24 protein-coding genes are annotated in these 22,940 nt (G+C 70.5%); 13 read left to right on the top strand and 11 right to left on the bottom strand.

Features of this window, described 5'->3' with window-relative positions; all coding sequences use genetic code 11:
* Positions 1 to 6: 6 nt before the first annotated feature.
* The 4 genes from OG905_RS22995 to OG905_RS22980 all read left to right on the top strand — a co-directional run bounded on the left by OG905_RS22995 (position 7) and on the right by OG905_RS22980 (position 1,773).
* The gene (locus tag OG905_RS22995; protein WP_328682543.1) at positions 7 to 447 is read left to right on the top strand and encodes an RNA polymerase sigma factor; all 441 of its coding nucleotides are present in this window, start codon (positions 7 to 9) and stop codon (positions 445 to 447) included.
* Positions 444 to 923 (top strand): hypothetical protein, encoded by a 480-nt coding sequence (locus OG905_RS22990; RefSeq protein WP_328676623.1) that lies wholly within the window; start codon positions 444 to 446, stop codon positions 921 to 923. The genes OG905_RS22995 and OG905_RS22990 overlap by 4 nt, the downstream gene beginning before the upstream one ends.
* 347 nt (positions 924 to 1,270) lie before the next feature.
* Positions 1,271 to 1,525: a type II toxin-antitoxin system Phd/YefM family antitoxin gene (locus OG905_RS22985; RefSeq protein ID WP_328676622.1), complete on the top strand. Its 255-nt coding sequence runs from the start codon at positions 1,271 to 1,273 to the stop codon at positions 1,523 to 1,525.
* Complete coding sequence (locus OG905_RS22980; protein WP_328676619.1) at positions 1,522 to 1,773, top strand: type II toxin-antitoxin system RelE family toxin; 252 nt, start codon at positions 1,522 to 1,524, stop codon at positions 1,771 to 1,773. Before OG905_RS22985 ends, OG905_RS22980 begins: the two co-directional genes overlap by 4 nt.
* A gap of 83 nt (positions 1,774 to 1,856) precedes the next feature.
* Here OG905_RS22980 and OG905_RS22975 read toward each other — a convergent pair whose 3' ends face one another.
* From OG905_RS22975 to OG905_RS22930, 10 genes are all read right to left on the bottom strand, one after another.
* Positions 1,857 to 3,308 (bottom strand): aldehyde dehydrogenase family protein, encoded by a 1,452-nt coding sequence (locus OG905_RS22975; RefSeq protein WP_328676617.1) that lies wholly within the window; start codon positions 3,306 to 3,308, stop codon positions 1,857 to 1,859.
* Positions 3,305 to 5,044 carry an N-acyl-D-amino-acid deacylase family protein gene (locus OG905_RS22970; protein ID WP_328676615.1) on the bottom strand — a complete coding sequence of 580 codons (1,740 nt, stop codon included), beginning with the start codon at positions 5,042 to 5,044 and terminating at the stop codon, positions 3,305 to 3,307. The genes OG905_RS22975 and OG905_RS22970 overlap by 4 nt, the downstream gene beginning before the upstream one ends.
* 404 nt (positions 5,045 to 5,448) lie before the next feature.
* On the bottom strand, positions 5,449 to 6,570 hold the full coding sequence (locus OG905_RS22965) for an LLM class flavin-dependent oxidoreductase (protein WP_266489610.1): 1,122 nt from the start codon (positions 6,568 to 6,570) through the stop codon (positions 5,449 to 5,451).
* 109 nt (positions 6,571 to 6,679) lie between these two features.
* Positions 6,680 to 7,441 carry an SDR family NAD(P)-dependent oxidoreductase gene (locus OG905_RS22960; protein WP_328676611.1) on the bottom strand — a complete coding sequence of 254 codons (762 nt, stop codon included), beginning with the start codon at positions 7,439 to 7,441 and terminating at the stop codon, positions 6,680 to 6,682.
* Between the two features lie 61 nt (positions 7,442 to 7,502).
* Entirely contained in the window at positions 7,503 to 8,408 is a 906-nt protein-coding gene (locus OG905_RS22955; protein ID WP_328682541.1) for an LLM class F420-dependent oxidoreductase, read from the bottom strand.
* A 149-nt stretch (positions 8,409 to 8,557) separates the two neighbouring features.
* On the bottom strand, positions 8,558 to 9,193 hold the full coding sequence (locus OG905_RS22950; protein WP_328676609.1) for a pentapeptide repeat-containing protein: 636 nt from the start codon (positions 9,191 to 9,193) through the stop codon (positions 8,558 to 8,560).
* A 37-nt stretch (positions 9,194 to 9,230) separates the two neighbouring features.
* A complete protein-coding gene (locus tag OG905_RS22945) occupies positions 9,231 to 9,644 on the bottom strand; it encodes a PaaI family thioesterase (RefSeq protein ID WP_328676607.1) in 414 nt (137 codons plus the stop codon).
* 117 nt (positions 9,645 to 9,761) lie between these two features.
* Positions 9,762 to 10,175 (bottom strand): DUF6640 family protein, encoded by a 414-nt coding sequence (locus tag OG905_RS22940; protein ID WP_328676605.1) that lies wholly within the window; start codon positions 10,173 to 10,175, stop codon positions 9,762 to 9,764.
* Positions 10,176 to 10,260: 85 nt separating this feature from the next.
* The gene (locus OG905_RS22935) at positions 10,261 to 10,899 is read right to left on the bottom strand and encodes an FMN-dependent NADH-azoreductase (RefSeq protein WP_328676603.1); all 639 of its coding nucleotides are present in this window, start codon (positions 10,897 to 10,899) and stop codon (positions 10,261 to 10,263) included.
* Positions 10,900 to 11,008: 109 nt separating this feature from the next.
* Positions 11,009 to 11,545 carry a luciferase domain-containing protein gene (locus OG905_RS22930; protein WP_328676601.1) on the bottom strand — a complete coding sequence of 179 codons (537 nt, stop codon included), beginning with the start codon at positions 11,543 to 11,545 and terminating at the stop codon, positions 11,009 to 11,011.
* Positions 11,546 to 11,739: 194 nt separating this feature from the next.
* On the opposite strand from OG905_RS22930, the gene OG905_RS22925 reads away from it, so the two are divergent.
* Positions 11,740 to 12,123, top strand: a complete 384-nt coding sequence (locus OG905_RS22925) for a winged helix-turn-helix transcriptional regulator (RefSeq protein WP_142217717.1) — start codon at positions 11,740 to 11,742, stop codon at positions 12,121 to 12,123.
* A 97-nt stretch (positions 12,124 to 12,220) separates the two neighbouring features.
* On the opposite strand, the gene OG905_RS22920 is transcribed toward OG905_RS22925, so the two are convergent.
* Positions 12,221 to 13,447, bottom strand: a complete 1,227-nt coding sequence (locus OG905_RS22920) for an amidohydrolase family protein (RefSeq protein ID WP_328676597.1) — start codon at positions 13,445 to 13,447, stop codon at positions 12,221 to 12,223.
* 236 nt (positions 13,448 to 13,683) lie between these two features.
* On the opposite strand from OG905_RS22920, the gene OG905_RS22915 reads away from it, so the two are divergent.
* The 8 genes from OG905_RS22915 (at position 13,684) to OG905_RS22880 (ending at position 22,820) form a co-directional block, all read left to right on the top strand.
* On the top strand, positions 13,684 to 16,632 hold the full coding sequence (locus tag OG905_RS22915; RefSeq protein ID WP_328676594.1) for an AfsR/SARP family transcriptional regulator: 2,949 nt from the start codon (positions 13,684 to 13,686) through the stop codon (positions 16,630 to 16,632).
* A gap of 333 nt (positions 16,633 to 16,965) precedes the next feature.
* Complete coding sequence (locus OG905_RS22910; RefSeq protein ID WP_328676593.1) at positions 16,966 to 17,256, top strand: hypothetical protein; 291 nt, start codon at positions 16,966 to 16,968, stop codon at positions 17,254 to 17,256.
* A gap of 287 nt (positions 17,257 to 17,543) precedes the next feature.
* The gene (locus OG905_RS22905) at positions 17,544 to 18,977 is read left to right on the top strand and encodes an ATP-binding protein (RefSeq protein WP_328676590.1); all 1,434 of its coding nucleotides are present in this window, start codon (positions 17,544 to 17,546) and stop codon (positions 18,975 to 18,977) included.
* Positions 18,974 to 19,396 (top strand): roadblock/LC7 domain-containing protein, encoded by a 423-nt coding sequence (locus OG905_RS22900; protein ID WP_324990301.1) that lies wholly within the window; start codon positions 18,974 to 18,976, stop codon positions 19,394 to 19,396. Before OG905_RS22905 ends, OG905_RS22900 begins: the two co-directional genes overlap by 4 nt.
* Positions 19,393 to 19,752 carry a DUF742 domain-containing protein gene (locus OG905_RS22895; RefSeq protein WP_328676587.1) on the top strand — a complete coding sequence of 120 codons (360 nt, stop codon included), beginning with the start codon at positions 19,393 to 19,395 and terminating at the stop codon, positions 19,750 to 19,752. Before OG905_RS22900 ends, OG905_RS22895 begins: the two co-directional genes overlap by 4 nt.
* A complete protein-coding gene (locus OG905_RS22890) occupies positions 19,724 to 20,356 on the top strand; it encodes a GTP-binding protein (protein ID WP_328676586.1) in 633 nt (210 codons plus the stop codon). The genes OG905_RS22895 and OG905_RS22890 overlap by 29 nt, the downstream gene beginning before the upstream one ends.
* Positions 20,353 to 21,591 carry a cytochrome P450 gene (locus tag OG905_RS22885; protein ID WP_328676584.1) on the top strand — a complete coding sequence of 413 codons (1,239 nt, stop codon included), beginning with the start codon at positions 20,353 to 20,355 and terminating at the stop codon, positions 21,589 to 21,591. Before OG905_RS22890 ends, OG905_RS22885 begins: the two co-directional genes overlap by 4 nt.
* Entirely contained in the window at positions 21,588 to 22,820 is a 1,233-nt protein-coding gene (locus OG905_RS22880) for a cytochrome P450 family protein (RefSeq protein WP_328676583.1), read from the top strand. The genes OG905_RS22885 and OG905_RS22880 overlap by 4 nt, the downstream gene beginning before the upstream one ends.
* The last annotated feature ends 120 nt before the right edge of the window (positions 22,821 to 22,940 follow it).

Genomic DNA, 22,940 nt, shown 5'->3' with positions numbered 1-22,940 from the left:
ATCGCCATGAACGGCCTCCTCGACGCCCTCACCCCGTACGCGGGCCGCATCTGCACCCCGATCGCCCTGACCGACGGCCCGGACGCCGTCCAGGAGACGCTGGTCGCCGTCTTCCGCGGACTGCGTTCCCTGAAGGAACCGGCGGCGCTGTACGGATGGGTGCGGGCGATCGCGTGCCGGGAGGCGGTACGGGTGGCCCGCAGGTCGGCCCGTGCCGTACCGGCCGATCTCACAACCCTCCCCCAGCGGGGCGATCCGCAACTCGCCGCGGACATCGGGGACGTACTGACCCGGCTCTCGCCCGAACACCGGGCGGTCCTCGTCCTGCGGGACATCGAGGGCTTCGACGAACAGTCCGCGGCCGAACTGCTCGGCCTGCGCGTAGGCACCGTCAAGTCACGGCTGCAAGGGGCCCGGGACTCCTTCAGGAAGGCGTGGTCATCATGACAACCGCCAACTGGCCGCCCGCCGCGGACCTCGACCCGGTGCGGCGGCTCCACGCGCTGGCCGCGGGCGTCCCCGGCGCCGTGATCACCGAGGGCGAGATCGAGGCGGACTACGCCGAGGTCTGGCCGCTCCTCGCCGACCTGGACGGCGAACTCGCCCGCCTGGTCCTGGACATGCGCGGCCTGCGGGTGACCCGGATCGACGGCGACCGCGTGGAGGCGGTGGCACGCAGCCGCTTCGGCATGCGGGCTCGCTTCGACGGCGTACTGCGCCCCGGCTGGATCTGGCTCCAGAGCCGCTTCATCCTGATGGGAGTGGCGGCAACCCCGTGCGGCGAGGGCCGCACCCGGGTCGCTTTCACGGGCGGCATCCGCATCCCGGGCCGCGCGGCACTGATCCCGGTGGGGGTGGGGCGCGCGGGGCGCAGGGTGCTGGGGCGGCTGGAGGCGCGGGTGGGTTCCTGGCGAACGGGGTGAGAAGGGACAGGCCCTGCTTGCACCGAAATCGACCTATCGTCCGCGCATCACCGGATCACGGTTCCCTCGTTCCGGTGGACTGCTGCCCGGTGCGGCTCGACGTCCCCCAGCCCCGGTCACTCACACGAGTGATCTACCCCAACTCGGCTGGCGCATATGCCAATTCGCAGTGCAGGCTCGGGCTGGACGACCACCGGCAGCTGCTCGCCGATCGTGACATCCACCGGCCGCTGTGACCGCTGTCATTCGCGCACGAGAGCCCGGCTACTGCCGCGACTGCCGCCCACCGACCGAGCAAGTTTCCCTGACCATCCCGCTCAAAGAAGCGTGAAGTGTACACTTTCGCCATGAACGAGACGCTGCCCATCACCGAAGCCCGCGCCCGCTTCGGCTCACTCGTCCGCCGGGCTTCGCACGCCCGCGAGCGCATCACCATCACCGATCACGGTCAGCCCGCGGCCGTTTTGATAAACCCGCAGGAACTGGCCGACCTGGAGGACGCGTTGGCTCTCGCGGAGTACCGGGCAGAGAAAATGGCCGGTACGTTCGTCGGTGTCCCCCACGAAGAGGTCGGCGCTCGGCTGGGCCTGGGGCGTGAGTGAGCCATCAGATCATCTGGCGTCTACGGGCAACCGACACCGCGACGCGCTTCCTCAAGGACGACCCCGACGGCCCGCGGCAGGTCTACGCCGCAGTTGACCTGTTGGCGGACGACCCACGTCCGTCAGGCTCAGCCGAGTACGGCTCACCGAATCTGCGCCGTCTGCACGTCGGCCAGTACCGCGTGATGTACGAGATCGCTGACGAGACGATCACCATCGTGGTTATTCACCTCGGCCGCGTCAGCTGACCACAGCCCGGGCCCCGGCACAGGTGTCCGGTTCGTCGCCCGAGGCCACTGTCGCCCGAGCCGAGCGCCATCTGCGCGCCGGTTCAGCCCGGCCAGACCACCGCCTGCAGCTCGCTGTACGCGTGCAGCGCGTACGAGCCCACGTCCCGGCCCACCCCGCTCTTCTTGAACCCCCCGAACGGCGCCTCCATGTTCCGGCCGATCGTGTTCACGCCGACCCCGCCCGCCCGGAGCTCCCCGGCGATCCGGAACGCCCGCGCCACGTCCCCCGACCAGACGTAGTCGATCAGGCCGTAGTCGCTGTCGTTCGCCAGCGCGACACCCTCGTCCTCGTCGTCGAAGGGGACCACGACCACCACCGGGCCGAAGATCTCCTCCCGCACCACCCGCATGTCGTTCGTGCAGTCCGCGAAGAGCGTCGGGGCGACGTAGAAACCCTTCTCGAACGCGGGACGTTCGCCGCCGGCGACGAGCCGCGCGCCTTCCTTCTTGCCCAGTTCGATGTACGACTCGACCCGGTCGCGGTGCGCCGCCGAGATCACCGGGCCGACCACCGTGCCCTGTGCCGCCGGGTCGCCGACCTTCATGTACGTCAGATAGCCGGTCAGCTTCTCGACCAGGAGGTCGTAGATCCCGCGCTGCGCGATCACCCGCGTCGGCGCCGTACAGATCTGGCCGCTGTAGAAGGAGAACGTCGTGCCGATGCCCATCACCGCCAGGTCCACGTCCGCGTCGTCGAAGACGAGCGCCGCGCCCTTGCCGCCCAGCTCCATCAACTGGCGCTTCATGCCGCGGCCGCAGACCTCGGCGATGCGCTGCCCGACGGCCGTCGAGCCGGTGAAGCTGACCATGTCGACGTCCGGGGAGTCGACCGCGGCCTCGCCGACGGCCGCTGCGGAGCCGGTCACCACGTTCACGACGCCGGGCGGTGCGCCCGCCTCCGCGAGGGCCTCGGCCATCTTGTAGACGGACAGAGGGTCCTGCGGGGCGGGCTTCACCACCACCGTGTTGCCCATGGCGAGCGCGGGCGCGACTTTGCCCGCCGGGTTGGCCCAGGGGTTGTTGTACGAGGTGATGCACGTGACGACGCCGACCGGGCGGCGTAGGGCGAGCGCCCCGAAGACACCCGCCTTCCCCATCGGTCCGGCGGCGTTGATCTGCGGCGGCAGCCCCTGCTCCACGGGCTCCAGGGCTCCCTTCGCGTACCGCCTGAAGCGCGCCGCACCCACCGCGACCTGCATACCGCGCGCGGTGGCGGTGGTCGCGCCGCTCTCGGCCTGCGCGAGCGCCGCGTACGGTTCGGCCTCGCGCTGGATGACATCGGCGGCCGCCTCCAGGATCCGGGATCGCTCCTCAGGTTTCGTGCGCGACCAGGCGGTGAAAGCCTCGCGGGCGGCGGCGGCCGCGGCGTACACCTGCTCACGGCTCGCTTCGGGGGCCTGCCCGACGACCTCCTCGGTCGCCGGGTTGACGACGTCGTAGTACCCGCCGTCGGGCTCGACCCACTCCCCTCCTATGAACAGCCTCTGCGTCACTGCGTACTCACGGTCCTTGTGTCACGGCCCGACCTGAGCACCGTGCCCGGCACCGCGCCCGTCACCTTGTCGTCCCGTATCGTCTCGACGCCGTTGACGCGCACCGACACGATCCCGATCGCGCGCGAGTCCAATCGGGGGCTGTCGCCCGGCAGATCGTGCACGAGCATGGCCGGGCCCGCCTCGATCCGCTCCGGGTCGAACAGCACGAGGTCCGCGTGCCAGCCCTCCTGGACGCGGCCGCGTTCGCGCAGGCCGAAGAGCTGCGCCGGGTCGTCGGTCAGCATCTTCACGGCTTCCTCCAGGCCGAGCAGCCTGCGGCCGCGCAGACAGTCGCCGAGGAAGCGGGTGGTGTACGGGGCGCCGCACATCCGGTCCAGGTGCGCGCCCGCGTCGGAGCCGCCGAGCATGACGTCCTCGTGCTGCCAGGTCTGCCGGCGCAGCTCCCAGGAGGCGGGGTCGTTGTCGGTCGGCATGGGCCAAAGGACCGTACGCAACTGGTCGTTGGCGCAGATCTCGACGAGGCAGTGGAAGGGTTCCTGGCCGCGCTCGGCGGCGATGTCCTTCACGACGCGTCCGCGCAGGCCCTCGTTCTCCTTGGAGTACGTGTCGCCGATGACGTACCGCCCGAAGTTGGCCAGGCGCCGGAAGACACCGGCCTCCTTGCTGTCGGCCCGGCGCAGCATCTCCTCCCGTACGGCCCGGTCGTGCAGCTTCTCGATCCGCTCGGGGAGGGGCAGGCCGAGGATCTCGCCCCAGCCGGGGATGAGGTTGAGCGCGCAGAACGTGCCGAGCGACATGTTCATGGGGGTGAGGATCGGCATGGTCAGGGCGACGATGCGGCCGCCGGCCTTACGGGCGCGCTCACTCGCCACGAGTTGGCGCGGCACCCGCTCGGGCACGGACGCGTCGACGGTCAGGACGTTCCAGTTCAGCGGCCGTCCGGCGGCCGTGGTCATCTCGACGAAGAGGTCGATCTCCTCGTCGGCGAACTGGTCCAGGCAGCCCGCGACGATCGCTTCGAGCTGGGTGCCCTCGTGTTCGGCGACGGCCCGGGACAGCGCGAGGAGTTCCTCCGGCTTCGCGTGGCGGGAGGCGACCGGCTTACCGTCGCCGTCGGAATGGGTGGACGACTGGGTGGTGGACAGCCCCCATGCGCCCGCGTCCATCGTGTCGTGGAAGAGCCTGAGCATCTCGTCCAGCTGCTCGGGCGTGGGTTGCCCGCCGACGGCATCGGGTCCCATGACATGCCTGCGCAAGGCGCAATGCCCCACCATGAAGCCCGCGTTGACGGCGATCCGGCCCTCCAGGGCGTCCAGATACTCGCCGAACGTGTGCCAGTTCCAGGGCGCGCCCTCCTCCAGGGCGACCAGGGACATGCCCTCCACCTTGGACATCATGCGGCGGGTGTAGTCGGCGTCCTCGGGGCGGTCGGGGTTCAGGGGCGCGAGCGTGAAGCCGCAGTTGCCGCCGGCGACGGTCGTCACGCCATGGTTCATGGACGGGGTCGCATACGGATCCCAGAACAACTGCGCGTCGTAGTGCGTGTGCGGGTCGACGAACCCGGGGGTGAGGATGAGCCCGGACGCGTCCTCGCTGGTCGTGGCCGCCTCGTCGAGGGTCCCGGGGGCGGCGATGACGGCGATGCGCCCGTCCCGTATCCCGACGTCGGCGACGTACGCGGGCGCGCCCGTCCCGTCCACGACGGTCGCCGAGCGGATGAGGTGGTCGAGCATGACGGTCCCTTCAGCGCGGTGTTGGTCGTCCTGGTTGTCTTGGTCGTCGGCCGTCTTGGCCGTCTTGGCCGTTTCATGGCTCCGGCCGGGGGCGCGTGCGGCAGGCCGCTGCCGACGGGCACCCGGCCGGAGCCCGGGGACGGCGGTCCGGGAGGCCGCCGCCGTTCTGTGGGGGCGGGGGTTTTCCCCTCCCCGCCCTCCCCCAGACTCCGTCCGGGGGAGACCCCCAACCTCCCCCTGTGCGACCTTCGGCCGCATGTCCTCAAACGCCGGACGGACTGAAGGTGCGGCCCAGCCGCACCTTCAGCCCCGCCGGCGATTGAGGCGCGGGGTCCGGGGCGGAGCCCCAGTTCGGGAAGGGGCGGGGTGGGGACAAGGCCCGCCGCAGGCGCAGCGCGGCACCCTCAGCCCGCCGCCCCGCGGAAACGCGTCGTCCGGTGCACCGGATCCGTGTCGATCTTCGGGATCACGTGCTCACCGATCAGCCGGATCGACTGCAGCGTGTCCTCCCGGGAGATCCCGATCGGCATCCCGAACGACAACTGGTCCGCCCCCGCCTGCTCCCACCTCTTGCACTGCCGGAAGACCTCGTCCGGATCACCGCAGATCAGCAGCTCCTCCGCGATGAGCAGCTCGATGATCTCCTCGTTGAACTCGGGCAGGGTCTCCGGCCACACGGGGAAGCCCTCGGGCCGCGGGAAGGTGTCGTGGTACCGGAAGACCAGCGACTGCAGGTAGTGCAGCCCGCCGCCCGCCGCGATACGCACCGCCTCCTCGTGTGTCGGCGCGCAGATCGCGGTCGACGTCACCATCACGTTGTCGTTGACGAAGTCCCCGACCGGCTCGGCCTCGATGATCGCCGTCTTGTACTGCTCCAGCACCCACTCCATGTCGGAGACCTTCTGGACGCTGAAGCCGAGCACGCCGAGGCCCTTCTTGGCCGCCATGGCGTACGACGGCGGCGACCCGGCGGCGTACCACATGGCGGGGTGGGACTTCCCGTACGGCTTGGGCAGCACCTTGCGCGGCGGCAGCGACCAGTGCTTGCCCTGGAAGCCGACGTACTCGTCCTGAAGCCACATCTTGGGGAACTCGGCGATGGTCTCTTCCCAGAGTTCCTTGGTGTAGTTCATGTCGGTGACACCCGGTATGAACCCCAGGATCTCGTGCGATCCCGCCCCGCGCCCGGAGCCGAACTCGAAGCGGCCCTCGGAGAGATGGTCGAGCATGGCGACCTTCTCCGCGACCTTCACGGGATGGTTGACGGGTGCCAGCGGGTTGAAGATGCCCGAGCCCAGATGGATCCGGTCCGTCGCATGCGCGAGGTAGCCGAGGAAGACATCGTTGGCCGACAGGTGGGAGTACTCCTCCAGGAAGTGGTGCTCGGAGGCCCAGGCGTACTTGAACCCGGACTTGTCCGCCTGGATGACGTACTCGGTCTCCTCCATCAGCGCCTTGTGCTCGGCGAGCGGGTCGGTCTCGGCGCGCTTGCCGACGTATCCCTGTACAAAGAGCCCGAATTCCAAGGGGGTTCACCACCGTCCTGATGTTTCTGACGAACCGTCAGATCTGGATGTGCCCGACTGTTCCACCGCGCAGGTGAGCCGTCAATAGCTGACGCATCGTCAGGCCCGCTCAGAAAAGGCTCACTCCGGCCAGCCAGCCGCCGTCGATGACGAAGGGCTGCCCGGTGATGTACGAGGAGTCCTCGCCGCTCAGGAAGAGCGCAAGCCGGGCCACCTCCTCCGGCTGCCCGACCCGGCCGAGCGGCACGAGCTTCTCGTACAGCGCGCCCACCGCCGCCGGGTCCACGCCGTCCGGGTTGCTCATCGGGGTGTCCACCGCGCCCGGGCAGACGGCGTTGACGCGTATCTTCTTCGCGGCCAGCTCCAGCGCGGCGACCCGGGTCAGGCCGAGGATCGCGTGCTTCGTCGCGGCGTACGCGCCCACGCCCGCCATGCCCGTCAGGGCCGTGTACGAGGCGGTGTTGACGATCGTCCCGCCGCCGGCGGCCTCGATCTCCGGCGCGAGGGTGCGGATGCCGAGGAAGCAGCCGATCTGGTTGACCTGGATGATCTGCTGGAACTCCTCCAGCGGCGTGGAGACCAGCTCGTTGAAGCGCAGAATGCCCGCGTTGTTGACCAGCCCGTCGATCTTCCCGAACGTGTCCTTCGCGGCGGCGACGGCGGCGGTCCAGTCGTCCTCCCGGCCGACGTCGAGATGGACGTACGCGGCCGTGCCCTCGCCCAGCTCCTTGGCGAGGGCCTCGCCCTGGTCGTCGAGCACATCGGCGAGCACGACCCTAGCGCCCTCGGCCGCGAAGAGCCGCGCTTCCTGTTCGCCCTGGCCGCGCGCCGCGCCGGTGATCAGGACCACGCGTCCGTCGAGCTTTCCCATGCCACTCTCCTCGGTTCAGGTGCGGGGTCGGTTCAGGTGCGGGGTCGGTTCCAGTGCGGGGTCAGTTCAGGTGCGGGGCCACGTCGGCGCCGAACGCCGCGATCTGGTCGGTGAGCTCGGTGCGGCTCCGGCTGCGGAACCGGACCTGGATCTGGTGCACGCCCATCGCGGCGTAGGCGCGGAGCGACTCGGCGATGGCCTCGGGCTTGCCGCTGACGGTGCGGCGTCCGATCTCCCAGTCCGCATCGCCCACATACAGCGGTTCGGTGATCGCCCCGATCTCGATGGGCGCGGTGATGCCCGCCGCTGCTCTCAGGCCCTTCAGCTTGGCGATCTGGTCGGGAAGTCGCGTACGCGGGTCGCCCTGGGGCAGCCAGCCGTCGCCGCGTACGGCGGCCCTGCGCACGGCGGCGGGCGAGGAGCCGCCGACCCAGAGGGGGATCCGGCGCTGGACGGGCCTGGGCCGCTGCCCGAGCCCGCTGAAGGAGAACAGCTCCCCGGCGAACTCGGGAAACTCCTCCTCGCCGAGCGCCGCCCTGAGCGCGTCGATCGTCTCGTCGAGTACGGCCCCGCGCGCGGCGAAGTCGACGCCGAGCGCCTCGAACTCCTCCTGGACATGCCCGGCCCCGACCCCGAGGATCAGCCGCCCGCCGGAGAGATGGTCGAGGGTGGCGTACTGCTTGGCGCTCACGAGCGGGTGCCGCAGCCCCACGACGGCGACATGGCTGAGCAGCAGCACGCGCTCGGTGATCCCGGCGAGGAAGGCGAGCGTGGCGACGGGGTCGTACCAGACGGTGGACATGGCATCCGCGAGCCGCCGCGGGATGGCGACGTGATCGCAGGTCGCCAGGTACGCGAACCCGGCCCGGTCGGCGGCCCGGGCGATCTCGGCGAGATCCTCGGCGCCGGCGGCGGCCTCCCAGGACTCCGCGTAGATGGCGCTCTGCGACTGGACCGGGAGCTGCATTCCGTACGAGAGCCGCCCCTTGGGCAGTACCTGCACGTGCACCGTGCGCCTCCTCCGCCTTGACCTGACGAACCGTCAACCGGCCGGACGGGGCCCATCGTCGTACCTGACGATCCATCAGACAAGAGGTGCGCAGGCGGCAACCGGCCTCAGGTCACGTCGAACCCCAGCGCGGTGGCGATGACGGCGGCCTGCTCCAGGTCGATCTTCGCGCCCGCGAGCTCCACGGTCAGCGGATCGAGCGCGGTGAGGTCGCTGCCCCGCAGATCGGCACCTATGAGCTTCGACCCGTGCAGCAAGGCCCCGGACAGATCGACCCCGATGACGCTCGCCCCCTCCAGCCGGGCGGCGGTCAGATCCGCCTCCCGCATCCGCACACCGTCGAAGACGGCCTTGCGCAGATCGGCACCGGGCAGCCCGACGTACGACCAGTCGCCGCCGGTCACCGAGATGAGGCTGAACGTGCACTGCTGGAAGAGACTCCCGACGGCCTTGCACTGCTCGAAGCGGGTGTCGAAGAAGGAGCACCGTTTGAAGGTGCAGTTCGTGAAGGCGGCATTGGTGTGCCGGGAGGCGTTGAACCGCACCCCGGAGAAGGTGCACTCGTCGAATGTCCCGCCGTCGTTGACGACCTCGGTCCAGTCGGTGTCGTAGAAGGTGTGCCGGGTGAATCTCTGTCCGGACAGATCGCGTCCGTACCAGTCCTCGTCCCTGATGACGAGGTCCTGGCCGGGGGGCTTCTGCGAGAGGTGGTCGGCGTTGGTTCGCTCGCGTCTGTTGGACATGCTTCCGATTCAACACCGGGCCACTGACAACGGCCTCTCAGCCGAGCAGGGCGTAGACCGTGCTTGCCCGCGCGACCACGTCCGGCGACCCTTCGGCGGTCATCGTGATGTCGGCGAACGCCATCCGTTTGCCCAGCTTGGTGATCCTGGCGTCGACCAGCACGTCGGCGTCGAGGACGGCCCGCTGGAAGCTCGTGGACTGCTGCACGGTGGTCATCGGCACGTACGCCCCTCGCGCCGATGCGACCGCGATGACGGTGGCCGTATCGGCTGCGGCCATGAGCGCCTGCCCGGACATGCCCCCGCCCTCGCGGGCCAGCCGGCCGGACCAGGGCAGCCGCAGTACGGCGTGGCGCTCGCCGGTCCCGACGACGGTCAGGCCGAGGTCGAGGACCCAGCGGGCGAAGTTGTCGGCGAGGATCTTTTCGGCGTCGGTAAGGCTCAGCGTCATGTCCTGAATGGTGACGGTGGGGGCGGCGCGCCACAACACCGCGGGCGGAGGCGCCAAGCGCCTTCGGCTGCCTTCTTGATCCGGAGTTGATCTGCCAGGTGGGCGGCTGAAGAAGTGCTACACCTTGCGGCTCTCGATGCGTCGTCGCTCGAGCACGTACGCAAGCGCGTTGAGGGCCAGCATCGTTCCTGCGAGTGGTGGCTGAATGGGGGGTACCCAGTCCCCGTCGACGAGCGCGGTGCCGGGGTAGAGGATCGCCGACAGCTGAGTGATCCAGTACACCGACGCCGCACCGACGATGACTTGAAGCCGGAAGGGTGACCACGCGTCGCGGTGCACCCACAGCAGGTACAGGCCTATAAGCCCGAGCGCGGCTCCCATGCTCATGGTCTGGGCGTTGTGGAACTTGGCATGAGGTGGCCAGTCGGGGTTGTAGATGTGGGTTTCGTTCCAGTCGGCGAAGTACGCGCCGGTCATGGTGACGAGTGAGGTGAGGGTGAGCAGGGCTCGCCCTGGGGTGAGCTTGGGCATGGGGTTCCTCCGCGAGGTGTGTTGTTCCTTCGTTGCCGAGGGACAGTTCAGGTGGCCCCACCTCGGCAACGGGCGCCGGCTTCGGTCAGGCGGCGAGCTGCCGGCCGACCTTCTCGGCCTGCAGGCGGGCCCGCTCGTGTGCATCGGCCAGGGATGCCTGGTGAAGCGGGACGAGATGGGCCAGCGCCGGGGCCACGGGCGCCATCGTCAGCTCAGGAGTCAGTGCGGTCACATCAAGACCGAGAGAGTCTCCGAGGATCAGCTCCAGAGCCGGCACGACGAAGTCCTTGCCGTGATTGGGGGCACCGGGGCTGTAGCCACCGCCGCGGGCGGAGATCAGCAGGGCCGGACGATCGGCCGCCGCAGGCCCTTCCGGGAGCCCAAAGGTGCGGCCCTTGACGATGATCTGGTCCAGCCATGCCTTGAAAACCGAGGGCATCGTGAGGTTGTACATCGGCACTGTGAACAGGTAAGCGCTCGCTCCGAGGAACTCGTCGATGAGTTCGTCCTGTACGGCGGCGGCCTCGGCCTGTTCCGGAGTGTGCCGCGCAGGGTCGGTGCCCCAGACCGATATGCCCGCGGCGCTCAGGTGAGGCACAGGCGAGGCGGCCAGGTCCCGGTGGACGACCGGCCCGTCCCAGGAGCCGCGGAAGGACTGGGCGACCTGGCGCGAGACCGAATCGGCCCCGAGCGAAGAGGAGTCGATGTGGAGCAGGTAGGACATGGTGACCGTTCATGAGCAGGAAGGGAGGACTGGGAAGACGGGCCGCTGCTGTCCGGCCCCGTCGGGGCAAAAGCAGATTTGTGCGGCGGCCGGTCGGAGAGGGTTTCGGCTACGAGGTGCGCTGGTGAGTACTGCCGACGGGCCACCGGCGCGTCGGCGGGTGAGGGTCAACCGCGGCGGGCGCTGCGTGGCCGGTCGCGTACTCGTACGAGGCGGCGATGACTTTCTTGGCCACCTCCAGGTCAGCCCGGCTGCGGGGGGCGTACAACATCACGACGTTGATGCCGAGGTGGTAGAGCGGGTGCTTCTCTCCCCAGCCGGAGGACAGGAACGCGGCGTGGTCGGACGGGTCCAGGGCCAGGTGGAGGCTGCCGTCAGCGTGCAGGTGTGCGAACTCCGCATCACCGCGCGGCGGCAACAGCACGGCGCCCTTTGCGGGGGCGACCGCGTCGAGGAACAGTGCCCGCGAGCTGGGAGCGGAGATCTCGCTGCGGCCCCAGACGGTGCCGGGCAGCGCAGTGTCCATCCACTGCAGCAGCAGTTCCCTGATCCGTGGTGGGCTGGTCTGGGTGAGCTGCAGGTGCGGGACTTCGGGCCCGGTCTCGGGCCGGTCGCCCTCACGCTCGGGCAGTACTGGGAACGTCATGGTGATGCCTCGTCTGTAGTCGCGGGACCTCTCACCTACGCGATGAGCGGGCCGCTCTTCCAGCAGCAACTCCGGCGGGACACCGGGGCCGCTGCCCTGACATCACCAGGGTAGTTTCCTGCGTATAGTGGTTTCCCGTAGGAAAGTGCCCCTTGGTTCGGTGACGACGGGGCCGAGAAGGAGAGGGAGCAGCCGTGACCGATCCCGTGGAGCAGGCGTGCCCGATCAACCCGGTGATCGACCTGGTGTTCAGCCGCTGGACCACCCCCATCCTGTGGGTCCTGGAGCACCACGGCCGGCTGCGCTTCAACCAACTGCAGCGACACCTGCCAACCATCACCCCCAAAGTCCTCACCCAGCGCGTGCGCCAGCTCGAACGCGACGGCCTGATCATCCGCACCTACCACGCCGAGATCCCCCCGCGGGTCGAGTACGAGATCAGCAACCTGGGCCGCACCCTGGTACCCCTCTTCGGCGCCATCACGGACTGGTCCCAAGCGCACTTTCCGCAGGTCGGCGACGCCCGCCGCGCCTACGACGCCGCGCGGCAGGAAGAAGAAGCCTGGGCCGAAGGCTGAGCGGGCGACCAGCCTGACGGCCGCCGGCGCACCCTAAGCCTCCCGACGAGGCCGTAGACGCCGGTGTCGCCGCGCTGAGTGGTGGCGCTGCCCCGACTCACACCCCCGGGCCCGCCCACAGGCCCTCCGGCGTCAGGCCGAGCAGCTCGATCGCGTTGCCCCGCACGATCCGGTCGACCACGTCCGGCGCCAGGTGGCCCATCTGGGACTCCCCGACCTCCTTCGACTTCGGCCAGGTCGAGTCCGAGTGCGGGTAGTCCGTCTCGTACAGGACGTTTGCGACCCCGATCGCGTCCAGGTTCCTCAGCCCGAACGCGTCGTCGAAGAAGCAGCCGTACACATGCTCCGTGAAGAGCTCCGACGGCGGGCGGTGGACCTTGTCCGCGACTCCGCCCCAGCCGCGGTTCTCCTCCCACACCACGTCCGCGCGTTCCAGGATGTACGGGATCCAGCCGATCTGGCCCTCCGCGTACATGATCTTCAGGTTCGGGAAGCGCTCGAACTTGCCGCTCATCAGCCAGTCGACCATCGAGAAGCAGCAGTTGGCGAAGGTGATCGTCGAGCCGACGGCCGGCGGGGCGTCCGCCGAGGTGGAGGGCATCTTCGAGGACGAGCCGATATGCATCGCGATGACCGTGCCGGTCTCGTCGCAGGCCTGGAGGAAGGGGTCCCACTCGTCCGTGTGAATGGAGGGCAGGCCCAGGTGCGGCGGGATCTCCGAGAAGGCCACGGCACGCACGCCGCGCGCCGCGTTGCGGCGGACCTCGGCGGCGGCCAGGTGGGCGTCCCAGAGCGGGATGAGGGTCAGCGGGATCAGGCGGCCCCGAGCGTCGGGGCCGCACCACTCCTCCACCGTCCAGTCGTTGTACGCCCGCACCCCGAGCAGGCCAAGTTCGCGGTCCTTCGCCTCAGTGAAGGTCTGGCCGCAGAAGCGCGGGAAGGTCGGGAAGCACAGGGCCGACTGGACATGGTTGACGTCCATGTCGGCGAGGCGGTCCGGGACGCTGAAGGACCCCGTCCGCATCTGTTCGTACGTGATGACCTCGAGCCTGATCTCGTCGCGGTCGTAGCCCACGGCGGTGTCGAGGCGGGTCAGCGGCCGGTGCAGGTCCTCGTACACCCACCAGTCGCCTATCGGCCCGTCGTCCCCCTGCGCGCCCATCACCGGGGCGAACTTGCCGCCCATGAAGGTCATTTCCTTCAGTGGCGCGCGGACGATGCGCGGGCCGATGTCCCGGTACTTCGACGGGAGCCGGTCCCGCCAGACGTTGGGGGGCTCAACCGTGTGGTCGTCCACCGAGATGATCTTCGGGAAGGTCTCCATGCGCTCCACCGTAGCGCCGATCTGACGATCCGTCAGCTAGCGGACGCCCTTGACGCGCACCGCCGTTGAACCGCACCTCCTTGACGAAGATCACACACGGCCTTCACAGGACCGGGGTTACCCGGCAGTCCGACCGGGGGAGAGCGAGGAGGAGGTGCCCCCGCTGCTGACGGGGCCGCCCCGAACAAGGCAGACTGTCGAGGGCGATTCCGGCAGTACGGGGGCAGGGGGCAGCTATGGACCGTGACAGCGGGCCACGCGTACCGGAGCAGCGCGCTCCGGAGCACAGCGGCGTCGTTGACCTGCGCTTCAGCGTGCTCGGCCCGGTACGCGCCTGGCGCGGCGGGGAGAGCCTGCCGTCCGGCTCGCCCCAGCAGCGGGCGCTGCTGGCCGCGCTGTTGCTGCGCGACGGCCGTACCGCCACCGCCTCCGAGCTGATCGACGCGATCTGGGGCGAGGACCCGCCCTCCCAGGCGCTCGCGGCCGTACGGACGTATGCCTCCCGTCTGCGCAAGGTCCTCTCCGCGAACGCGCTGGTCAGCGAGTCCGGCGGCTATGCGATTCGGGTACGCCGCGACTCCCTCGACCTCGCGGTGGCACAGGAGTTGGCCACCGAGGCGGAGAAGGCGCGGGCCGCCGGGGACCGCTGCCAGGCCAGGGTGCTGATCAACAAGTCGCTGGGCCTGTGGGACGGCGAGCCGCTGGCCAATGTGCCGGGGCCGTACGCCGAGAACCAGCGGGCCCGCCTGGAGGAGTGGCGGCTCCAGCTTCTGGAGACGCGGCTCGACCTCGACCTGGAGGTCGGCTGCCACGCGGAGGCGGTGTCGGAGCTGACCGCGCTCACCGCCGCGCACCCCCTGCGCGAGCGGCTGCGCGAGCTGCTGATGCTGGCGCTCTACCGCAGCGGACGGCAGGCCGAGGCGCTCGCCGTGTACGCCGACACCCGCCGGATGCTCGCCGACGAACTGGGCGTCGACCCGCGGCCCGAACTGTCCAGGCTCCAGCAGCGCATTCTGCAGGCCGACGCGGAACTGGCCCGCCCGAGCGAGGAGCCCGCCCCGGCACCGCAGGTCACCCGTCCCGCGCAACTGCCGGCCACCGTCCCGGACTTCACCGGCCGCGCCTCCTTCGTACGCGAACTGGGCGACCAGCTCGCCACCGCCGAGGGTTCGGTCATGGCGGTCTCCGCGCTCGCGGGCATAGGCGGCGTCGGCAAGACGACCCTCGCGGTCCATGTGGCGCACGAGGCCCGTCCGCACTTCCCCGACGGCCAGCTGTACGTCGATCTGCAGGGCGCGGGCAACCGCGCCGCCGATCCGGAGACGGTGCTCGGCGCCTTCCTGCGGGCCCTCGGCACCGCCGACTCGGCCATCCCGGACTCGCTGGACGAGCGGGCCGCGCTCTTCCGCTCCATGGTCGACGGCCGGCGGGTCCTGGTCCTGCTGGACAACGCCCGCGACGCCGCCCAGATCCGCCCGCTGCTGCCCGGCACGGCGGGCTGCGCGGCCCTGATCACCAGCCGCGTCCGGATGGTCGACCTGGCCGGTGCGCATCTCGTCGACCTGGACGTCATGTCGCCGGAGGAGGCGCTGCAGCTCTTCACCCGGATCGTGGGCGAGGAGCGGGTCACCTCCGAGCGGGACGCGGCGCTCGACGTGGTCGCGGCGTGCGGGTTCCTGCCGCTGGCGATCCGTATCGCAGCGTCCCGGCTGGCGGCCCGCCGCACCTGGACGGTCTCGGTGCTGGCGGCGAAGCTCGCCGACGAGCGCCGCCGCCTGGACGAACTCCAGGCCGGCGACCTGGCGGTGAAGGCCACCTTCGAACTCGGCTACGGCCAGCTGGAGCCCGCCCAGGCCCGCGCCTTCCGCCTGCTCGGCCTGGCCGACGGCCCCGACATCTCGCTGGCCGCGGCGGCGGCCGTACTCGACCTGCCGCTCCAGGACACCGAGGACCTGCTGGAGGCGCTTGTCGACACCTCCCTGGTCGAGTCGGCGGCGCCTGGCCGGTATCGCTACCACGACCTGGTGCGTCTCTACGCGCGTGCATGCGCCGAAAGGGACGAACACCCGCCGGTGGAACGGGAGCTGGCCCTTTCTCGGCTGCTCGACTTCTACCTGGCGACGGCGGCGAAGGTGTTCGCGATCGAGCGTCCCGGCGACCGTCTGGTGGACCATCTGGAGCCCACCGGTCAGGCGGGGCTCGCCCTGACCGACCGGGAGGAAGCACAGGACTGGTTCTACGCGGAGGCGCACTGCCTGCTGGCCTGCGCACGGCAGGCAGCCGGCGGGGCGCGGCTCCGGGCCGCCGTCGACCTGCTGTGGGCTGCGCAGGATCTGGCGGAGTCCGGCGCGAACTCCAAGGTGTACGAGTCGGTCGCCCTGGCGGCACTCGACGCGGCACGCGCCGCTGGGGACACCCGCAGCGAAGGACGCGTCCGGACGTCGCTGACCAACGTCCATCTGGTGGCGGGCCGTTACGAACAGGCGGACGAGGAGGCCAAGCAGGCGGCTGTGCTCGCACTCGCCGCGCATGACCCCGCGCCCGTGTACTGGTCCGACAACGACCGCGGCATCATCGCCTTCATACAGGGACGCAACGAGGAGGCCGAGGCGCACCTGCGCCGGGCGAGGGAGGGATCCTGCGCCGACGGGAACCTGCCCGGTGAGGCCAGTGCCCTGTGCAACCTCTCCCGGATCCACGTCGCCATGGGCCGCACCGCGCAGGGCATCGCACTGGCCGAACAGGGAATCGCGCTCTACGACCGGATCGGACACACGCTCCGGCTGGCCAACGCGCAGTACGCGCTGGGGGTGGCCCTCACCCAGGCGGGTCGCCACGCCGAGGCGCTGGAGCAACTGGCGCAGGCGCTGGAGCGGTTCGAGGCGAACCGGCAGCGGCTGTGGGAAGGCACGGCGCACTTCCGTATCGCCCAGGCGCATCTCGCGGCCCGGCGTCCGGCACGCGCGGCCCAGTCTGCCGAGCAGGCGCTCGCGATCGGCTGCATGGGCGGCGACCGTACCCGCGCCAATGTGCTGGTCACGTTAGGGAAGGCGCTTGAACGCCTCGGCCAGCCGGACCGGGCGCGCGCATGCTGGCGCGAGGCACTGCTGCTGCAGGAGCAGACGGGCGCGCCCGAGGCCGAGGAAGTCCGGGAGTTGCTCACTCCGCTCACCGGTGCGGCTTAGGCCCTGTCCGGTCGATCAGGCCGGATCAGTGAGCGGTCTGGCGATCGGGGCACCTCCCGTGCCCGAAGGACTGCGGGGGGAGTGCGGGCCACGCGCCGCCAGGCAGACGGGACGTTGAAGACAAGACCTATGCGAGGGCGTTCATCGAATGTTTATGCTCGTCCGACATGCTCAACAGCATTCGATCCGTCGCGTCGGGGGGCAGGCGGATCGCCGGGACCGTCACCTCAGCGGAGGGCGGCAGGTCCACTGGCCTTCTGTCCGGCGACCCTCGGGGGAGTCTCCGGGCAGAAGGCCGCCTTCGGTCATGTTGCAAATCCCAAGGGGGACACCATGAGCACCAAAGAGCCGAATCAGGAAGAGATCACCACGATGGGCGACCACCACGCCCCCGCCCCGCCCGCCGACGGCACCATCACCACGATGGGGGACCACCACGCCCCCGTGCCGCCCGCCGACGGCACCATCACCACCATGGGCGACCACCACGCCCCCGTGCCGCCCGCCGACAGCACCATCACGACGATGGGTGACCACCACGCGCCTGTGCCGCCCCAGCTCCTGAGCGACGGTGTGGCCACGACCCAGGGCGACCACCACGCCCCTCTCCCGCCGAAGGGCTGATTCAGGACTTCACTCGACGGGGTGCGGCCGCGGCGGCGCGGAGGGGAAGCCGTCGCGGCCGCAGCATGTCCCCCACTGGGTCACTCCACCGGGTCGCGATGCTCAAGTGACGTGAATCCACCGGATCTTGACCTGCACTCAGACACTTCGGCCATAAGTGGTCTCCCCTCGGACAATTCCAAAAGGATCTTCCCTCAAAGCGGTGCGCGACCGGTCGATGGCAGTGTGTACTGTGCGGGTCCTCCCCCGTACGGACCCACCCCCTTGCCTTCCCCGAGGTCTATTCGATGATCGAGATACCGGACCTGGCCGTCGGCGGCCTGGCCGCCGGGACGCTGTCGGCATTCGTTCTGGGGGGCGGGCTGCTGCACTCCCGTCGTCAACGGGCCCGGCAGCGCGAGGAGATCGCCACCCTGCGCGCCCATCTGGACATCGCGCGGCAGGAGGTCGACCGTGCCGCGCAGGCGTTCACCGCCGAGGTGGTCCATCTCGCGAAGCGGCGTATTCCGGCCGAGGCCACCCGTGCCGCGCATTCGCACGTCCAAGTGCCCGGAACCCTGCACCCGGAGCTCGCCGGGACCGAGCTGGGCGCGGGGATGGACAGCGTCGTGGCAGGGCTGCTGGCCGCGATGGCGCAGGAGCGCAAGCGGGTCGACGCCGCCGCCCGCGCCGGTATGCGCGGTGCCACACGGGAGATCCAGGCCGGGCTCTACCGGCTGCAGGACGTGCTCCGCGGGCTGCAACAGCGCTACGACGACCCCGACTTGGCGCAGACCCTCTTCGAACTCGACCACGAGAACGAGCAGTCCCTGCGCCGCGCGCAGGTCGCCGCCGTGGTCTGCGGGGCCTGGGTGGGGCTGGCCCGTGAGGAGTCGCACCTGGTCGACGCGGTGACCGGCGGACAGTCCCGGCTCGTCGGCTACCACCGGGTCCAGGTCCACAACCACCTCGAAGAGGGCACCGCGCTCGTCTCGCACGCCGTCGAGCCGGTCGCGATCATCGTCGCCGAGCTGCTCGACAACGCGCTGCGGCACTCCTCGCCCGACACCACCGTCGCGGTGAACCTCGAACGCGCCCACCACGGAGTCTCGGTCACCATCGACGACGCCGGTGTCGGGATGGCCTCGGACGAACGGGCCTACGCACAGCGGATGGTGGCCGGACGCGACCCGATTCTGCTCTCCGAACTCGGCGACCCGCCCCGGATGGGCCTGGCCGCGATCGGCCAGCTGACCCGGCAGTTCGACCTGTCCGTCGATCTGTCGACGCCCTCGCCCTACGGCGGCGTACGCGCGGTGCTGCTCATCAAGAACCACCTCCTCAGCCATATCGACCCCACCGAGCGGCCGCCCGCGGCCAGCGCCCCGCGGTCGACCCGCCAGGCCGCCCCCGCCGCCCCCGCCGCGCCCCCCGCACCTCCCGCGCCGGAAGCGCGCCCGGCCCGTACGCCCGCGCCCGTCGCGCGCGACACCGCCCCCATCACCCACGAATCCACCCCCGCGCCCGCGCCCGACGGGGACGAACTCCCCCGGCGCCGCCGCCGGGTCCGCGCCGACGACCTGCCCGCGCAAAGCCCGGCCGCGCACAGCCCGTCCGCAGCGCAGCCCGAGCCCCGGCCCGCGCGCACCCCCGAGGAGGCGGCCGCCGCGCTCGGCGCCCTGCAGTCCGGAACCGCCGCCGCACGATCCGCCACCGATGCCGAAGGGAACGACCCCCGATGACCAGCCGCGACCCCGGCGACACGGCGTGGGTGCTCGATCCGATCCTTCAGATCCCGCACGTACGGGCCGCTGTCCTGCTCACCAGGGACGGCCTCGTCTCCGGATACTCCGACGCGCTCTCCCAGCCCTCGGCCGAACGCGTCGCCGCGATCACCAGCACCGTCCAGGGCGCCTGCCGTACCGCCGCCGCGGCCTTCGCCGACCAGGACAGCGCCCTGCTGCGCCAGGTCGTCATCGAGTCCGACCACGGCTACATCCTGGTCGCGCCCACCGCGCACGGCACCTGCGTGGCCGCCTTCGGCGATCCCGAGGTGCGCCTCGATCTGCTCGGCCACCGGGTCCACTCCCAGGTGGCACGGCTCGGCGAGAAGGCGATGGCCGCCGCACCCCGCGGAGCCGATGGCGGCGCCGAGGCATGACCGGCCGCCGGAGCGACCGCCCCCTGGTCCCCGCCTATCTGTCCACCGGCGGGGTCGCGCGGCCCAGCCGCAACAGCCTGGAGCGCCTCTCGGTGCTGACCGGCAGGGGACCCGTTCCCGCCGAACTCCCCGCCGCCCAGCGGAGCTTGCTGGAAACGCTGGACGGCGGCTCGCTCACGGTGGTGGAGACCGCGGCCCTGCTGGAGCTGCCGGTCTCCGCAGTACGCGTGCTCGCCGCCGCACTGATCGACCAGGGGCTGGTGAACGCCCGCCCGCCGGTCCCCTATGCCGCCCAGCCCGACCCTGACCTGTTGAAGAGAGTCGCCGATGGCCTCCGCGCCCTCAAGCTTCAGTGAGCCCACAAGCTCCAGCGGGCTGCATTTGCCGGACAGCGCCCGCGAGTTGGTGAAGATCCTCGTGGCGGGCCCCTTCGGGGTCGGCAAGACCACGCTGATCGACTCGGTCTCCGAGATCCGCCCGCTGCACACCGAGGAGCAGCTGACCGAGGCGTCCGTCGCGTCGGACGACCTCGCCGGCGTACGGGACAAGACCACCACCACCGTCGCCATCGACTTCGGACGGATCTCGCTGGCGGGCGGAATCGTGCTGTATCTCTTCGGCACTCCCGGCCAGGAGCGATTCCGCTCGCTGTGGGACGACATCGCCTACGGGGCGCTCGGCGCGCTGGTCCTGGTGGACACGCGCCGTATCGACGACTCCTTCGACGTACTGGGCCTGGTGGAGGAGTCGGGAGTCCCGTACGCGGTCGCGCTCAACCATTTCCCCGACTCCAAGCACTACACCGAGGAGCAGCTGCGCCGCTCCCTGGATCTGGAGCCCGGCACCCCGATGGTGACCTGCGACGCCCGCGACACAGGCGCCTCCATCGACGCGCTGCTCGCCCTCGTGACGCACCTCATCGCCCGCAACACCCCGCCCCCGCCGACGGAGACCCGGTGAACACCTACCCCGCCCCCGCAGAAGCGTTCAACCTGTCGGCTCCGGTCCGGCTCTGGGAAGAGGGCTTCGCCGCCGACCCGCACAGCTACTACGCGACGCTCAAGGCGCAGGGACCGATCGGCTGGGCGGAACTGGCCCCCGGCGTCCCCGCGTATGTCGTCACCGACCGCCGCGCCGCCCTCGATCTGCTGCACGATGCCGAGACCTGGTCGCACGACCCCAGGCCCTGGGAGGCCACGGTCGCCGAGGACTCCCCGATCCTCGGCATGATGCGCTGGCGGCCCAACGCCCTCTTCTCCGACGGCGATGCGCACATCCGCTACCGCCGCACCCTCCTCGACGCCTTCGACCTGCTGGAGCCGCACGATCTGCGCGAGCGGGTGCACCGCGCGGTGGACATCCTGGTCTCCCGGTTCGGCCCCGGCGGCCGCGCCGATCTCGTCGCCGACTTCGCCCGCCCGCTGATGGCGCTTGTCTTCAACAACCTCTTCGGCCTCCCCGACAGCGAGAGCGGACGCCTCAACGACGCGCTGGGCCGGATGATGGAGGGCGGCGAGCAGTCCGCGCAGGGCGAGGCCGAGTACGGACGTTATGTACTCGAACTCATCGCCGCCAAGAGCGCCGAGCGCGGTGACGACCTGACCAGCCGGCTGCTCGACCACCCCCTGGACCTCACCCCCGAGGAGGTCACCTGGCAGGTCTTCCTCACCCTGGGCGCGGGCCACGAGCCCACCGCGAACCTCGTCTCCAACGCCCTGTCCCGCATCCTCGGCAACCCGGCCTACTACTCCACCCTCACCAGCGGCTCCCGCCCGGTCATGGACGCCGTCGTCGAGGTGCTGCGCTACGAGACCCCGCTGTCGAACTACGGCATCCACTTCGCCCGCCAGTCCCTGAGCTTCCACGGCGTCTGGGTGCAGGCGGCGGTCCCCGTCGTCGTCTCCTACGGTGCGCTCGGACACTTCGCGGACAAGGAGTTCGACGGCGCCCACCACCCCCACGACGCCTCGCACCTGTCGTGGTCCGCCGGCGAACACGGCTGTCCCGTCAAACAGCACACCCTGCTGATCGCCACCGAAGCCATCGAGCGGCTCACCCAATGGCTCCCAGACCTGGAGCCGGTCACCCCCCGAGAGCGCCTCACCTGGCGCCCGGGCCCCTTCCACCGGTCGCTGACGGCACTGCCCGTCCGCTTTACGCCCCGTATCCCCGACCAGCCTGGAGAACGAGCATGACCGCGTCCACCCCCGTGGCCCTCGACCCGTTCGGCGCCGACATCCCCGCGGAGAGCGCCCGGCTGCGTGCACTGGGCCCCGTGGTGCCCGTCGAACTGCCCGGCGGCATCCCCGCCTGGGCACCCACCGGATACGACACCCTCAAGACCCTGATCCTGGACCCCCGGGTCAGCAAGGATCCGCGCAAGCACTGGTCGCTCTTCCCCGAGATCGGCGAACACCCCTCCTGGGGCTGGATCCTGGGCTGGGTGGGCGTGGTCAACATGCTCTCCACATACGGCCCCGACCACGCGAGGCTGCGCAAGCTCGTCGCGCCCAGCTTCACCGCCCGCCGTACGCAGACGATGCGCGCCCGCGTCGAGCAGATCACCACCGAGCTCCTGGAAGGCCTGGAGAGCGAGGGCGCCTCGGGCGAAACGGTGGATGTACGCGCCGAATTCGCCAACCCTCTGCCGATGCGGATGATCTGCGAACTCTTCGGCGTCCCCGACCACTTGGTCGGCGACACCGGCCGGCTGATCGCCGCCATCATGGACACCTCCGACCCGAGCCCGGAGCACGGAGCATTCGTCCAGGAGCAGATCGGCAGCGTGCTGGGCCGGCTCATCGCGTACAAGAGCAAGCACCCGGGCGACGACATGACCACCGAGCTCATCAAGGTCCGCGACGAGGACGGCGACCGGCTCAGCGACGCGGAACTGCTCTACACACTGCTGCTGGTCATCGGCGCGGGCTTCGAGACGACGGTCAACCTCATCGGCAACGCGGTCGTCGCGCTGCTGACGCATCCCGACCAGCTCGCCGCCGTACGCTCGGGCGAGATCGGCTGGGACGCGGTGATCGACGAGGTACTGCGCGTCCACCCCTCCATCGCCAGCCTGCCGCTGCGGTTCGCCGTCACCGACATCACGATCGAGGGCGTGACGATCCCGGCGGGGGACGCGATCGTCACGACGTACGCGGCGGCGGGGTACGACCCGGCCCACTACGGGGACGACTCCACGGAGTTCGACGCGGCACGCGGCGCGGACGACCACCTGGCCTTCGGTATCGGGGTACACCGCTGCATCGGCGCGCCGCTGGCCCGCATGGAGGCGGCGACGGCGCTGCCGGCGCTGTTCGAGCGCTATCCGGACCTTCGGCTGGCGGCGAAGCCGGATGAACTGCGGCAGGTCCCGTCGTTCATCGCGTACGGCTGGCAGGAGATCCCGGTCCACCTGCGGGGGTAGTTTCCCCCACCCCGCCCCTTCCCGTAACTGGGGCTCCGCCCCAGACCCCGCGCCTCAAACGCCGGCGGGGCTGAATTGTCCGCCGGTCGGCCTGAAAATTCAGGCCGACCGGCGGAAGTT

The organism is Streptomyces sp. NBC_00322 (assembly GCF_036147535.1).
Classification (GTDB): Bacteria; Actinomycetota; Actinomycetes; order Streptomycetales; family Streptomycetaceae; genus Streptomyces.
Note: the sequence above shows the minus strand (reverse complement) of the source record. Positions and strands in the feature narration are given on the sequence as shown.